The following is a 12,972-nucleotide window of genomic DNA, read 5'->3' as shown; positions in this document are numbered from 1 at the left end:
GCTCGGCGGGATGGTCGCCGTCGGTCCCGTCGTCGGGGCCACGGCGTCCAGCGTCTTGAGGCCGTCACCGGTGTTGAGGATGACGGTGGAGAGCGTCGGGTCGAGCGTGCCCGCCTCGATGAGCTTCTTCGTCACGCCGACCGTCACCCCGCCCGCCGTCTCGGCGAAGATCCCCTCGGTGCGGGCGAGCAGCTTGATGGCGTCGACGATCTGCGCGTCGTTGACGTCCTCGACGGCGCCGCCGGTGCGGCGGGCGATGTCCAGGACGTACGGGCCGTCGGCCGGGTTGCCGATCGCCAGCGACTTGGCGATGGTGTCGGGCTTCTGCGGCCGTACGACGTCGAGTCCGGCCTTGAAGGCGGTGGACACCGGCGAGCAGCCCTCGGCCTGGGCGCCGAAGATCTTGTAGGGCTTGTCCTCGACCATGCCCAGCTTGATCAGCTCCTGGAGAGCCTTGTCGATCTTCGTGAGCTGCGATCCCGAGGCGATCGGGATGACGATCTGGTCGGGCAGCTCCCAGCCGAGCTGCTCGCAGATCTCGTAGGCGAGCGTCTTCGAGCCCTCGCCGTAGTACGGGCGGAGGTTGACGTTGACGAAGCCCCAGCCCTCGCCGAGCGGGTCGCCGATCAGCTCCGAGCAGAAGCGGTTGACGTCGTCGTAGTTGCCCTCGATACCGACGAGTTCACCGCCGTAGACGGCGGCCATGACGACCTTGCCCTGCTCCAGGTCGTGCGGGATGAAGACGCAGGAGCGCAGCCCGGCGCGGGCGGCGGCCGCGCCGACGGCGCCCGCGAGGTTGCCCGTCGAGGAGCAGGAGAGGGTCGTGAAGCCGAAGGCGCGTGCGGCCTCGACGGCGATGGCGACGACGCGGTCCTTGAAGGAGTGCGTCGGGTTGCCGGAGTCGTCCTTGACGTGGAGGCCGCCGGTGATGCCCAGTTCGCGGGCGAGGTTGTCGGCCTTGACGAGCTTGGTGAAGCCGGGGTTGATGTTCGGCTTCGAGGCCACGTCGGCGGGGACGGGCAGCAGCGGCGCGTAGCGCCAGATGTTGTTGGGACCCGCGGCGATCCGCTTCTTCAGGTCCTCGGGGCCGCTCGTCGGCAGGTTGTACGCCACTTCGAGCGGGCCGAAACAGCTCGCACAGGCGAAGATCGGGCCGAGTTCGAAGCGTTCTCCGCATTCGCGGCACGAGAGGGCGGCGGCGGGTCCGAGATCCACCGGGCCGCTCGAATTGTCGGCGCTACCGGCGTTGTTGTGGACAGTCTGCACAGCCATGAAGGCGAGGCCCTTTCCTCATCTTCCTCGCGACGCATTTCGCCGCAAGACGGAATTGGCACCTTCCCCACCGTGACCTCGCGGTCGGCGGGAGGGTTGCCGGGGCTTCAACGGGCCGTTCCCTCTGCCCCTCTGGATGAGCGCTATGACGACCGGAACCGGGCTCCGGCCGCGTTTGTTTAACTCTGTACCGCCTACCTACCCCCGGCATGCGGAGGTCATGGGCGTTGTTCAAGACTGTAACCGAAGGACCGGACGGTTGAGATAGCCGTCCGCAACGCGAGATGGATCACGTTCAGGGAGTGCCGACCGTGCTGGAAGAGGTGGAACGCTGGCTGACCAGGCGTTCCTGGTCCGCCGCCGACCGTACGCTCGACCAACTCCTGGCTGCCAAGGCCGCCCGGGGGACCACCGTCAGCGTGGTCCTGCCCGCGCTCGACGAGGAGGAGACGGTCGGCGCGATAGTCGCCGTCATCCGGCGCGAGCTGATGGAGGCGGTGCCGCTGGTCGACGAACTGGTGGTGATTGATTCCGGTTCCATGGACGGGACGGCGAAGGTCGCTTCCGAGGCCGGGGCGCGCGTGGTGCACAGGGACACGATCCTGCCCCGGATGCCGGCGGTGCCGGGCAAGGGCGAGGTGCTCTGGCGCTCGCTGCTCGTGACGAGCGGGGACATCGTCTGCTTCGTCGACGCGGACCTCCAGGAGTTCTCGGCCGATTTCGTGTCGGGGATCGTGGGGCCGCTGCTGACCGAGCCGGATCTGCACTTCGTGAAGGCGATGTACGACCGGCCGCTCGACGGGGCGGCCGGCCAGGGCGGCCGGGTGACCGAGCTGGTGGCGCGCCCGCTGCTGAATCTGCACTGGCCCCGCCTCGCGGGCTTCGTGCAGCCGCTGGGCGGCGAGTACGCGGCGCGCCGCTCGCTGCTGGAGCGGCTGCCCTTCCCCGTCGGGTACGGCGTGGAACTCGGGCTGCTCGTCGACGCGCTGCACACGGTGGGTCTGGACGCGCTCGGACAGGTCGACGTCGGGGTACGGATCCACCGCCACCAGGACGACCGGGCGCTGGGGCGGATGGCGGCGGCGATCTACCGTACGGCGCAGCTCCGGCTGTCGCGCGGTCATCTGGTGCGGCCGGAGCTGACGCAGTTCGAGCGCGGCGCGGAGGGATTCGTGGCGCGCACGCACGCGGTGGATACGGAGGAGCGGCCGCCGGTGCGGGAGATCGACGAGTACCCGGACGGTCGCGCGGCGTAACCGACCCCGGCGGTCGAGTTTTCCTATATTGCGCTTTTATGGATATTCAGTCCCTCTCCGCGTCCGCGCTCGTACGGTTCGGGCAGCTCGGGCAGCTCACCGAAGCCGGAGGCAGCGCGAGCGCCGCCGGCAGCGGCCTCACCGAACAGCTCTGGCTGCTGGGCGGCATCGCTCTCGCCCTGATGGGAGCCGGCGTGGTGGCCATCGCGGCGGCGCGCGGACGGGGACGCGACTGAACCGCCCGCCAACCCAAAACGATATCGTTTCCAGGCGGATAGCGGTATCGTTATGGCGAAAAGGGTATCGGTGGAGGGACCGTCCACATGGCTAGAACCGTTATCGACCTCGACGAGGACATGGTTGCCGAGGCCATGCGCATCTTCGGCACCAAAACGAAGGCCAAGGCCGTGCGCATCGCCATGGAGGACGCCGTCAAGCGACACCTGCGGCAAGAGTTCTTCGACGCCATGGACGCAGGCGAACTCGACTTCAGCGAGATCATCGAAACCACCGGCCCTCGCAACACCGACGGCTCCCTCAAGCGCGACGGCGACCACAACGGGGGCCGGGCCGCCTGATGCAGGACCGCTACCTGATCGACAAGTCCGCCCTCGCACGGTGGACAAAACCGATCGTCAGAGAGGTGCTCAAGCCTCTCCACGAGCGCTGTCTCCTCGCCGTGTGCCAGCCCACCGAGCACGAGATGATCCACTCCGCACGGGACAGCACGGAGGCCACGCGGATCAGCACCTGGCTCCACGCCTTCGACTACCTCCACTGCGACGGGGAAATCTTCACCCGCGCCCTTGAGATTCAGCGGCACGCACTCAACGCGGGCTTCCACCGCGCGCTGTCCCTCCCCGATCTGCTCATCGCCGCGACCGCCGAACTGAACCGGCGGACGGTCCTCCACTACGACGGCGACTTCGACATGATCGCCTCCCTCACCGGCCGGCCCACCGAATGGGTCGTCCCACCCGGCAGCGCCGACCGGTAACACCACACGGCCGAGCCGCCCGCGATCGGCCACATCCGTCGCAACGGACCCATCCGTACGTTTGAGCGTTTCCGGGACGGGCTAGGTTCGGCACATGGTTTCCGAGCACGCCGCCCCAGTCACCCCTCCGGTCACCGCCCGGATCGCCGCCCAGGTCCTCGTCGCTTCCAACCGGGGCCCCGTCTCGTACACGCTCCGTGACGACGGGGCGCTGGAGGCCAAGCGTGGCGGCGGGGGTCTGGTGTCGGGCCTGTCGGCCATCGGCCCCGACACCGACGCGGTCTGGGTGTGCGCCGCGCTCGGCGACGGCGACCGCGAGGCCGTACGGCGTACGGGCGGGCGCCTCGACAGCGGCGACACCGGCGGGCAGCGCGTACGGATGCTGGACATCCCGGCCGGCGTCTACGCGGACGCGTACAACGGCGTGGCGAACTCGACGCTCTGGTTCGTCCACCACCTGCTCTACCAGACACCGCTGGAGCCCGCCTTCGGCCCCGAGTTCCGGGCGCAGTGGGAGTCGTACGAGGCGTACAACCGCGCGTTCGCCGAGGCACTGGCCGACGACGCGGGCGAGGGCGCGGCCGTCCTGGTGCAGGACTACCACCTGGCGCTGGTGCCCGGCATGCTGCGGGCGCTGAGGCCCGACCTGCGGATCGGGCACTTCTCGCACACCCCCTGGGCGCCGGTCGACTACTTCAAGCTGCTGCCGGACGACATCGCGCGCCAGTTGCTGCGCGGCATCCTGGGCGCCGACCGCGCGGCGTTCCTGACCCGGCGGTGGGCCGACGCGTTCACCGCGTGCTGCACGGAGCTGCTGGGCGGGACCGGCAACACCCGGATCGGGGTGCACGGGCTCGGCGCCGACGGGGACTTCCTGCGCGAGCGCTCGCACCGGGCCGATGTGGACGACCGGATGGCCGCGCTGCGCGAGCAGATCGGCGGCGCGGACCGGAAGACGATCGTCCGCGTGGACCGGACGGAGCTGTCGAAGAACATCGTGCGCGGCCTGCTCGCCTACCGGCGGCTGCTGACCGACCGCCCCGAATGGCGCGAACGCGTGGTCCATGTCGCGTTCGCGTACCCGTCCCGGCAGGATCTGGCGGTCTACCGCGAGTACACGGCGGAGGTGCAGCGGGTCGCCGACGAGATCAACGAGGAGTTCGGCACGGAGGGCTGGCTGCCGGTGGTCCTGCACGTCAAGGACGATTTCGCGCGCTCGCTGGCGGCGTACCGGCTGGCGGACGTGGCGCTGGTCAACCCGATCCGCGACGGCATGAACCTGGTGGCCAAGGAGATCCCGGTGGTCTCGGACGACGGCTGTGTGCTGGTGCTGTCGCGCGAGGCCGGCGCGTACGAGGAGTTGGGCGACGACGCCCTGGTGGTGAACCCGTACGACGTGTCGGCCACCGCTTCGGCGCTGCTGGAGGCGCTGACGATGGCACCGGACGAGCGCGCGGAACGGACGAAGCGGTTGTCGGCGGCGGCGACGGCGCTGCCGCCGCAGCGCTGGTTCCTGGACCAGCTCACGGCGCTGCGCGAGCTGTGACCGGCCGCCCCCGCGGGCCAGGCCCTGTCAGTGGCCGGCCCGCGGCTCGAAGCAGCCGGTGCCGGGGAAGGGGCCGTTGGTCTTCACCTCGTAGTTGGTCTTCTGTACGAATGCGGTGACGCAGGCGTCGTCATGGACGCGGAGACCGATCAGGGCGCCCTCGGGCGTGACGTAGTGGTCGGTCTCGAAGCGTGGGTCCATCGTGCGCACGGTGAGCGTGCCGCCGAGCCGCTCCCCCTTCGGCCCGGTCCGTTCCTCCTGGTACCCGAGCTTGAGCAGCGCCGTGCGCACGCTCTTCGGATCCCATGTCCCGGCTTCCCAGAGCCGCTTGACGACAGGCTCGATGCGATCGGCCTCCTTCCGCGCTTCCTCCGCGCCGGCCGGGGACATTTTCGCCGGGAGGCGGAATCCGTTGTTGTCACGGTAGTGAGGGGCACCGTCGCCGGCGCCGGGCTCCACATACGGCGAGGCAGCCGGGGCACTGGGGCTGGAAGGCGGGGCACTGGGGCTGGAAGGCGGGGCACTGAGGCTGGAACGCGGGGCCGAGCCGACCGCCGCCGGGTCCGCGGCGCGCTGTTCACCGCAGGCGGCCAGGGGGAGGGCAGCGCTCACGAGGAAGGCGGCCACTCGTAGGTGCCGTGTCCGCGACATGTTCCTCCGTACCTTTTCGGGGGCATGATCCGTGTCCGCGAGGGCAGTCCGGCTTTGGGCACCGGAGTGGGTCAGCCGCCCGTCACCGCGGGGCGGCGGACGGGCCGCGCCCGTCGCGGCAGGGCCGACAGCCCCGGGGGAAGGCAACGCGTGGGGCCCGCGACGGCTGTCACGGGCAACAGCCGTGCCCCTGTGCATGGTGACGCGGTGTCGGCCCTGCCGCTAGTCTCCGGCGCGTGAGTATCTGGACCTCGCTGGAACCCGCGTCCACCACGGTGGACCCCGGCAGCACAGCCACCGTGCGGCTAAGGCTGCGTAACACCGGCGATGTCGTTGACGAGTACCGCTTCGTACCCGTCGGTGATATCGCTCCGTACGTCACGGTCGAACCGCCGGTCCTCCGGCTCTTCCCCGGCACCACCGGAACCGTGGCGCTCACCTTCGCACCGCCCCGGACTCCCGACGCCAAGGCGGGGCCGAACCCTTACGGTGTCCAGATCATTCCCACCGAACACCCCGAGGCGACCACCGTCCCCGAGGGCAATCTCACCATCACGCCCTTCAGCGAGATACGCGCGGAGCTGGTTCCGCACACCGTCAAGGGCCGCTTCAGCGGACGCCCGAAGCTCGCCATCGACAACCTCGGCAACACCAGACTCAGCGCTTTCGTCAACGGCAGCGAGAGCGGCGACCAGCTCTCGTACGAGATCCACCCGGCCAACGTCCAGATCGAACCCGGCAGGGCCACCTTCGTCAAGGCCACCGTCCGCCCCCGCCAGATCGCCTGGTTCGGACGCAAACAGAACCGCCCCTACCAACTGGCCGTCCAGCGCTCGGGGGTCGCCCCCCACCAGGTGGAAGGCACCTATGTGCAGATGGGGTTCCTGCCGCGCTGGCTCGCCACATTTCTGAGCGTTCTGCTGGCGCTCACCGTGATGTCCGTCATCGCGTGGTTCGCGTACAAACCGCAGGTCCAGAGCCTCGCCATGGCAAAGACCGACGAGGCGGCCGCCAGCGCCCTCCCGAACCCGCCAGCGCTCTCGCCCCTCCCCAGCGCGCCGGCGGCCTCGCCGTCGGCGCCGGCCGCCGAAGCGGGTGGTGGCGGTGGCGACCCCAAGCCCAAGTCCAAGCCCAAGCAGGCCCCGGATCCCGCGGACCAGAAGAACGTACTGATCAGGAACACGGAGACGGACAAGTGCGTCGACGTGCCGGGAGGCGAGCAGACCAACCCCGGTGATGCGGTGGACCAGTTCACCTGCGACGGTACGAACCAGGACAACCAGCTCTGGGATCTTGAGGTCCGCTACCCGAAGGGCGGCCCGAGCGACAACAGTCTCTTCCAGATCCGCAATGTGAAGTCCGACCTCTGCATGGACCTGCCGGGGGGCGGTCCGGAGCCTGGCCACACCGCGCTGAATGAGTTCGCCTGTACGGGTACGAAGGCGGACAACCAGCTCTGGTGGCTCGACAAGCAGTCGGACGGCGGGTACTGGATCCGCAACTACGCCAGCGGTCATCTGTGTCTGAACGTCGACGGGTTCCTCAACGATGCCGACGGCAAGGCCCGCGCCAACAGCACCATTCTCACCATTCTGGACTGCGTCAACAACGACGACCGTGAATGGAAGTTCGAGAAGCAGACCAGCTAGTGCCGTATCAGGGAATGTTTGCCCGGTCAGGGGGCGATGGTCAGTGGTTCGCCGGGGTTGATGACTTTGACCGGGACGTCCGGGACGAGGCGGTGGACGGCGTCGACGAAGAGGGCGGGATCCTTGTCGCTCTTGAGGAAGAACCGGTCGCCCACGGTGCCGCCGGTGAAGGCGTAGTGCTGGGGGATGGCGAGTTTGGGGCGGAGGGTGGCGGTGAGTTCGGCGGCCTCTTCGGCGTTCATGACGACCTGCCTGCTGCGTGGCATCCGGATGTGCAGGCCGTTGACGGGGAGCAGTGCGACGTCGAGTGGGCCGTAGCGGTCGGTGAGGGTGTGCAGCTCCGGGATGAGCAGGGTGTCTCCGGCGAAGTAGACGCTGCGCCCGCCGCCGCTGATCACATAGGTGACCTCGTAGACGCCGTGTTTGCCGGGCGCCGCGGCGATGGTCAGGTCGCCGACCCGCGCGGATTGCCACGGCTTGAGCGCGCGGACGTTGCTGAATCCCGCCTTACGAGCCTTCTCAAGGACCGGTCCGGCGACCAGTAGCGGCACGTCCTTGCGGGGATAGCGGCTGAAGGCGTCCAGGTCGCAGTGGTCGTAGTGCTCGTGGCTGATCACGACCGCGTCGAGGTGCGGCAGTGCCTCGGGCTGCAGGGCGATCGGCTCGCCCGGGTGGTAGAAGGTGCGGTGGGAGAACCAGGGGTCGGTCAGCACGGTCAGGCCGCCGATCTGGATCAGGTGGCAACTGTGGGTGATCCGGGTGATGACGAGCAGCTCGGTCATGGGGTTCTCCTCATCGGGCGGGCGGGCGATGGATATTGAGGCGGGCAGGTCGATCGCGGTTCGGTCCGCGCGGGCGGGCTGCGCGCTCAGCGCCCGGCCGCATGCCTCAGGTGCAGGCCGCCGAGCGGTGTGCGCTGCGCGAGGATGACGCGCCGGCTGATCCGCCAACCGCTGTTCTCGTGCCGCAGGGTGTCGCGGTGCGTCACGCTGCCGACGGATCCGTCGGCCATGATGATGAGCCCCTTGGACCGCGCGGTGGCCTGGTCGTCCTCGTGACCGGTGATCACGATGTTCGTGATGTGGTGCGCGATGGGGTTGCCGGCGCCGAGCTTGAGGGCACCGTTTCTGATCGCCGCGATGCCCTCGAACGTGCCGGCTCCCACGTCGCTGAGGTCGTAGACGGCCTCGGGCGTGAAGATCTCCTCAAGCCGGTCCAGCTCGCCCCGGTCGAAGATGTGTCCCGCCAGAGCCAGGGTCCGGTCGATGGTCCGGTGGTCTTCTGTGGTCAGTTCGCGCACCATAAGATTCTCCGTTCGTGTTGGTACTAGGTACCAAAACATACTGAGTTCCTTCCGGGACGGCAACCGTCGGGGGTATGCTCCGGGCATGACCTCGTCGCGGCCTCTTGTCGAACGCAAGCAGCGTCAGGCGCGGCAGCGCATCATCGAGGCCGCCGAGGAGCTGTTCCAGGAGCACAGCTTCGACGGCGTTTCGGTCAGCGACATCGCCGAACGCGCCGAGGTCGGACGCACCACGTTCTTCCGCCACTTCCGCGACAAGCAGGAGGTCGTGTTCGCCAGGGAGCAGGAGTTGCTCGACCTGGTCGCCGCGGCCGGCCAGGCGGACAACGCCCCGCCTCCGCGGAGCGTCACCGAGGGCGTCGAGCAGTTGGGCCCGGTCCTGCTCGCCCTGTGCGCCCGGGCGACCGCCGACCCCGCGGGCTACACGCGCCACTTCGTGTTGATCGGGCAGCACCCGGAACTGCGCGACCGCGACGCCGTGAAGATGCAGCAGTTCGGGGACAAGCTGAGCGAACTGCTCATCCGACGTGGATGCGATGAAGCAACCGCCGTCCTCGCCGGCCAGATCGCGCTTGCCTGCTTCCAGACCGCCAAACGCCTCGGCAACAATCCGCGCACCCTGGCGGACGACACCCGCGCCGCACTCACCCAAGCACTGACCCTCGGGACCGGTACCGCCGGCACGGCAACCCCGTAAACGTGCTGCCCTGCTCGCGGTGGCCGATCTCATCTGCCGCGTCGGCGGCGGCCGGGCCTGGCAGCCGGTCGCGTGGCGTGAATCGTGCGAGGTGCGAGGTGCGAGGTGCGAATCAGTGGACGTGCCGGGCGACCTCCGCGAGGAAGTCGGCGACCGCTCCCGGGCCCGGGAGTACGAGGTCGGCGCGGGAGGCGACCTCCGGGACCTCCGTGCCGCCACTACAGATCAACAGGCCCGGGTGGCCCTCGGCGCGCAGGTTGTCCACCGCCGCGTAGGCCGCGAGGTCGCCGAGGTCGTCGCCGGCGTAGACGACCGTCTCGGCGCCGGTCTCGTGTACGTACGCGGTGAGCGCCACGCCCTTGTCCACGCCCGGCGGGCGCAGCTCCAGGACCATGCGGCCGGGCTCCAGCATCAGGCCGTGGCGGGCGGCCAGTTCGGACAGGGGTGCGCGGAGCGCCTCGAAGGCGGCCTCCGGGTCCCCGGCCCTACGGGTGTGGACGGCGACCGCCTGGCCCTTCTCCTCGATCCAGGTGCCGCGCCAGGCGCCGAACGTGTCGAGGAACCCGGGGAGTTCGGCGCGTGCCGCGGCGACTCCCGGGTGCGGGTCGGGGGTGTTGACCGTACCGGTGACCGCGTCCCAGCGCTCGGCGCCGTAGTGGCCGAGGACCACGAGGTGGTCGAGGCCGGGTACGCCGGCGAAGCCGCCGTACCGTACGGCCACCCCGGCCGGCCTGCCGGTGAGGATCGCCAGGGAGGCGACCCGTGGCGCGAGCGCGGCGAGCGCCGGAACGGCGCGCGGGTGGGCGCGCGCCTGTTCCGGGTCGGGCACGATGTCGGCGAGTGTGCCGTCGAAGTCGAGGACCACGACTGCTTTGTCCGGCCGCGCGAGAAGCGCGGCGAGGCCTTCGGCGCCCGCGGCGGTGGCCGGCTCCGGCAGGGAGTGCGGTGTGCTGCCCATGCCGATGAGCCTATCGGCCGGGGCCGCTCAGCGCTGGTCCCTGCGCGCTTGTCTGACCCTGCGGAGCCTGTTCACCGTCACCGGGGCGTGCTCGGCGGCCCTCGGGTCGTCGAGGAGCGCGCTCAGGAGCTGGTAGTAGCGGGTCGGCGAGATGCCGAGCTGCTCCCTGATCGCCCGCTCCTTGGCACCGGGGCCCGGCCAGCCGCGCTGCTCCAGCGCGAGGAGCGCCCGGTCCCGGTCGGAGAGCTCGGCGGGCTCGGCGGGCTCGGGCGGCTCGGCGGGTTCGGCCGAGCCGGGCGGCTCGACAGGTTCGGCAGGTTCGGCCGAGGCAGGCGGCTCAGCGGGCTCCGGTCCGGGCTCCGGGACGTCCGTCACGCTAGTCCGCGCTCTCCGCCGCCGTCGCCTTCCGCGCGATCCCGCCGAGGACGCTCGCCGGACTCGCTCCCGGCTCCACCGCCTTGCCGATGTCCTTCTTGATGCTCTCGCTCACGGCCGACCACGAGGTCTTGTCGACCGGGGGCAGTTGGGAGCTGGGCAGCGCGGACTCGAACTGCTTCAGGTCCTTGTACTTGGGGTCGGCGGACATCACGTCGTTGGCGCTGTAGGTCACCGGCAGCAGGTCGTACTGTCCGACGAACTTCATGACGTTCTTGTCGCTGTACGCGAAGTCGAGGAATTTGCCGATCTCCTTGGCGTGGCCGTTCTGCTTGAAACCCATGATCCAGTCGGCCACCCCCATCGACGCCTTCGACGGCCCCGTCATCCCCGGCAGTGGCACCATCCCGACCTTGATACCGGCCTTCTCCGCCTCGTGCAGCAGCGTCGGGTGGCCGTTGAGCATACCCACCTTGCCGCTGGTGAAAGCCTTGAACGCGGGCGTGCGGTTCAGCTTGTCGGGCGCGACGGGCCCGGTGAGCCCCGGTCCGACCAGGTTCTGCTGGAGCCACTTGAAGGTGTCTATGTTCTCGGCACCGTCGATGTTGTACGACCCGTCGGTGTCCCTGGTGTACCCGCCCCCGCCGCTCAGCATCCACATCATCGACTCGGCCTGCGCCTCTTCGGGCCCCAGCGGCAGCGCGAAGGGAGTGGTGACGCCCTGCTGCTTGAGCGCCTCGGCGTCGGTCTTGATGTCGGACCAGGTCTTCGGGGCTTCCACGTGCGCCTGGTCGAACAGCTTCTTGTTGTAGAAGAGCAGCCGGGTGGAGGCGACGAACGGCATCCCGTACTGGACCTGGTCGACCTGTCCCGCTTCGGAGAGCTGGGTCAGGAAGTTGGACTGGGTGGGGATGTCGAGCAGTTCGTCGGCGCTGTAGAGATCGCCCTGCTTCGCGTAGCCGGCGTACGAGCCGATCTGCGCGATGTCGGGAGCCTGGTGCTTCTTGACCATCGCCGCTACGTCACTGTCGACCGTCACCCACGACCGGACGTCGACGTCGACCTTGATGCCCGGGTTCTTCGCCTCGAACTGGTCGGCCAGCGCGCTCCAGTACTTCTTCGAACTGTTGGCGGGGCTGTTGCCGTAATCCGCCGCCACCAGCTTGAGGGTGACATCTTTGGCGGCGCCGTTGGAACCACCACATCCGGCCAGCCCCATCGACGTACCCACCACGGCTATCGCCGTGGCCGCTCCCAGAAAACGCTGCCGCACAGACGTGGTCCCTATCTCTGTTCTTCCAGATGCCCGCAAGGCGCCCGCAGTTGGCCGCGGGGCCCCGTCGGTTCCCGTGACAGGCCCTGCCCTGGACGGGCCCGTGATCGTGATGGCGCAGGCGATTTTCCCCCACTGGCCGGTTAGCGGTCTACATCATTCCGGTTTCGCTTCGGCAACGTCTGTCCCGTGGTGTGGCGCATGACATGTTCGTCCCGCGTTTGTATGAGATCGGAACATTGAGCCACGCCCCATCGCGCCGTACCGCCCCCGCCCGGGGGTCGTCAGAGGGTCGTCAGGGGGCAGTCGGGCGTCCGAAAAGCATCTGCCCGGCTCCTCGCCGGCCTGCTGACGACCCGCACTGTGGCGGACAGTGGACTAGACCTTTCACCGGTACACGCGCGAGACTGTCTTCCGTGAAACACGTCATCGCCCTCGATGTGGGCGGCACCGGCATGAAAGCCGCCCTGGTCGGGGCGGACGGCGCGCTGCTGTACGAAGCGCGCCGGCCGACCGGCAGAGAGCGCGGACCCGACGCCGTCGTCGAGACGATCCTGTCCTTCGCCGCCGACCTGCGCGATCACGGAGCCGAGCACTTCGGTGAAGGCGCGCTCGCCGCCGGGGTCGCCATCCCCGGCATCGTCGACGCCGAGAACGGGATCGCCGTGTACGCGGCCAACCTCGGCTGGGACAACGTGCCGATGCGTGACCTGCTCGCCGAACGGCTGGGCGGAGTGCCGGTCGCGCTCGGGCACGACGTACGTACGGGAGGGCTCGCCGAAGGGCGGCTCGGCGCAGGCAAGGGCGCCGACCGGTTCCTCTTCATCCCGCTGGGTACGGGCATCGCCGGGGCCATCGGCATCAACGGCGCCATCGAGGCCGGTGCCCACGGGTACGCGGGCGAGATCGGCCACGTCGTGGTCCGCCCGGACGGGCCGGAGTGCGGCTGCGGCCAGCGCGGCTGCATGGAGACCATCGCCTCGGCCGCCGCCGTG

At 69.4% G+C, this 12,972-nt stretch carries 15 protein-coding genes and 1 riboswitch; of the genes, 8 read left to right on the top strand and 7 right to left on the bottom strand.

The genetic code is table 11. The features are described from left to right. Window positions 1–1,272: threonine synthase (gene thrC, locus QR77_RS22510; RefSeq protein WP_040023927.1), on the bottom strand; the 1,272-nt coding region annotated here is incomplete at its 3' end. Between the two features lie 15 nt (window positions 1,273–1,287). Next, a riboswitch (SAM riboswitch) is annotated at window positions 1,288–1,415 on the bottom strand. A 168-nt stretch (window positions 1,416–1,583) separates the two neighbouring features. On the opposite strand from thrC, the gene QR77_RS22505 reads away from it, so the two are divergent. The 5 genes from QR77_RS22505 (at window position 1,584) to QR77_RS22485 (ending at window position 5,071) form a co-directional block, all read left to right on the top strand. Next, entirely contained in the window at window positions 1,584–2,528 is a 945-nt protein-coding gene (locus tag QR77_RS22505; protein ID WP_040028465.1) for a glucosyl-3-phosphoglycerate synthase, read from the top strand. A 38-nt stretch (window positions 2,529–2,566) separates the two neighbouring features. After that, window positions 2,567–2,764, top strand: coding sequence for a hypothetical protein (locus QR77_RS22500; protein ID WP_040023925.1), 198 nt, complete (start codon window positions 2,567–2,569; stop codon window positions 2,762–2,764). An 87-nt stretch (window positions 2,765–2,851) separates the two neighbouring features. Then, complete coding sequence (locus QR77_RS22495; protein ID WP_040023923.1) at window positions 2,852–3,106, top strand: type II toxin-antitoxin system VapB family antitoxin; 255 nt, start codon at window positions 2,852–2,854, stop codon at window positions 3,104–3,106. After that, window positions 3,106–3,525, top strand: a complete 420-nt coding sequence (locus QR77_RS22490; RefSeq protein ID WP_040023921.1) for a PIN domain nuclease — start codon at window positions 3,106–3,108, stop codon at window positions 3,523–3,525. The genes QR77_RS22495 and QR77_RS22490 overlap by 1 nt, the downstream gene beginning before the upstream one ends. 94 nt (window positions 3,526–3,619) lie before the next feature. Further along, the gene (locus tag QR77_RS22485) at window positions 3,620–5,071 is read left to right on the top strand and encodes a trehalose-6-phosphate synthase (protein WP_040023919.1); all 1,452 of its coding nucleotides are present in this window, start codon (window positions 3,620–3,622) and stop codon (window positions 5,069–5,071) included. A gap of 27 nt (window positions 5,072–5,098) precedes the next feature. Here QR77_RS22485 and QR77_RS22480 read toward each other — a convergent pair whose 3' ends face one another. After that, window positions 5,099–5,530 carry a hypothetical protein gene (locus QR77_RS22480; protein ID WP_236710776.1) on the bottom strand — a complete coding sequence of 144 codons (432 nt, stop codon included), beginning with the start codon at window positions 5,528–5,530 and terminating at the stop codon, window positions 5,099–5,101. A 428-nt stretch (window positions 5,531–5,958) separates the two neighbouring features. Here QR77_RS22480 and QR77_RS22475 point away from each other — a divergent pair, with 428 nt between their 5' ends. Continuing rightward, the gene (locus QR77_RS22475) at window positions 5,959–7,371 is read left to right on the top strand and encodes an RICIN domain-containing protein (protein ID WP_040023915.1); all 1,413 of its coding nucleotides are present in this window, start codon (window positions 5,959–5,961) and stop codon (window positions 7,369–7,371) included. A 26-nt stretch (window positions 7,372–7,397) separates the two neighbouring features. On the opposite strand, the gene QR77_RS22470 is transcribed toward QR77_RS22475, so the two are convergent. Beyond that, the gene (locus tag QR77_RS22470) at window positions 7,398–8,153 is read right to left on the bottom strand and encodes an MBL fold metallo-hydrolase (RefSeq protein WP_040023913.1); all 756 of its coding nucleotides are present in this window, start codon (window positions 8,151–8,153) and stop codon (window positions 7,398–7,400) included. 86 nt (window positions 8,154–8,239) lie between these two features. Continuing rightward, complete coding sequence (locus tag QR77_RS22465) at window positions 8,240–8,674, bottom strand: nuclear transport factor 2 family protein (protein ID WP_040023912.1); 435 nt, start codon at window positions 8,672–8,674, stop codon at window positions 8,240–8,242. An 85-nt stretch (window positions 8,675–8,759) separates the two neighbouring features. On the opposite strand from QR77_RS22465, the gene QR77_RS22460 reads away from it, so the two are divergent. Then, window positions 8,760–9,371 (top strand): TetR/AcrR family transcriptional regulator, encoded by a 612-nt coding sequence (locus QR77_RS22460; RefSeq protein ID WP_040023910.1) that lies wholly within the window; start codon window positions 8,760–8,762, stop codon window positions 9,369–9,371. 112 nt (window positions 9,372–9,483) lie between these two features. On the opposite strand, the gene otsB is transcribed toward QR77_RS22460, so the two are convergent. The 3 genes from otsB to QR77_RS22445 are packed head-to-tail and all read right to left on the bottom strand — an operon-like array spanning window position 9,484 to window position 11,992. After that, complete coding sequence (gene otsB / locus QR77_RS22455; protein ID WP_040023908.1) at window positions 9,484–10,329, bottom strand: trehalose-phosphatase; 846 nt, start codon at window positions 10,327–10,329, stop codon at window positions 9,484–9,486. Between the two features lie 27 nt (window positions 10,330–10,356). Next, window positions 10,357–10,704: a DUF3263 domain-containing protein gene (locus QR77_RS43900; protein WP_040023906.1), complete on the bottom strand. Its 348-nt coding sequence runs from the start codon at window positions 10,702–10,704 to the stop codon at window positions 10,357–10,359. Window position 10,705: 1 nt separating this feature from the next. Beyond that, a complete protein-coding gene (locus tag QR77_RS22445; protein ID WP_040028464.1) occupies window positions 10,706–11,992 on the bottom strand; it encodes an extracellular solute-binding protein in 1,287 nt (428 codons plus the stop codon). Between the two features lie 401 nt (window positions 11,993–12,393). Between QR77_RS22445 and QR77_RS22440 the strand changes: the two genes are divergently transcribed. Then, the coding region (locus QR77_RS22440; RefSeq protein ID WP_040023904.1) for an ROK family protein at window positions 12,394–12,972 on the top strand (579 nt) is incomplete at its 3' end.

Origin of the sequence: Streptomyces sp. 150FB (assembly GCF_000818195.1) — a bacterium.
Lineage (GTDB): Bacteria > Actinomycetota > Actinomycetes > Streptomycetales > Streptomycetaceae > Streptomyces.
The sequence above is the reverse complement of the archived record's forward strand: the minus strand, read 5'-3'. Positions and strand labels throughout refer to the sequence as shown.

Bases quoted from the DNA above. Each gene is read 5' to 3' on its own strand.
- QR77_RS22500 (WP_040023925.1), top strand. From the start codon at position 2,567: ATGGATATTCAGTCCCTCTCCGCGTCCGCGCTCGTACGGTTCGGGCAG.
- QR77_RS22495 (WP_040023923.1), top strand. From the start codon at position 2,852: ATGGCTAGAACCGTTATCGACCTCGACGAGGACATGGTTGCCGAGGCC.
- QR77_RS22490 (WP_040023921.1), top strand. From the start codon at position 3,106: ATGCAGGACCGCTACCTGATCGACAAGTCCGCCCTCGCACGGTGGACA.
- QR77_RS22485 (WP_040023919.1), top strand. From the start codon at position 3,620: ATGGTTTCCGAGCACGCCGCCCCAGTCACCCCTCCGGTCACCGCCCGG.
- QR77_RS22470 (WP_040023913.1), bottom strand. From the start codon at position 8,153: ATGACCGAGCTGCTCGTCATCACCCGGATCACCCACAGTTGCCACCTG.
- QR77_RS22465 (WP_040023912.1), bottom strand. From the start codon at position 8,674: ATGGTGCGCGAACTGACCACAGAAGACCACCGGACCATCGACCGGACC.
- QR77_RS22460 (WP_040023910.1), top strand. From the start codon at position 8,760: ATGACCTCGTCGCGGCCTCTTGTCGAACGCAAGCAGCGTCAGGCGCGG.
- otsB (WP_040023908.1), bottom strand. From the start codon at position 10,329: ATGGGCAGCACACCGCACTCCCTGCCGGAGCCGGCCACCGCCGCGGGC.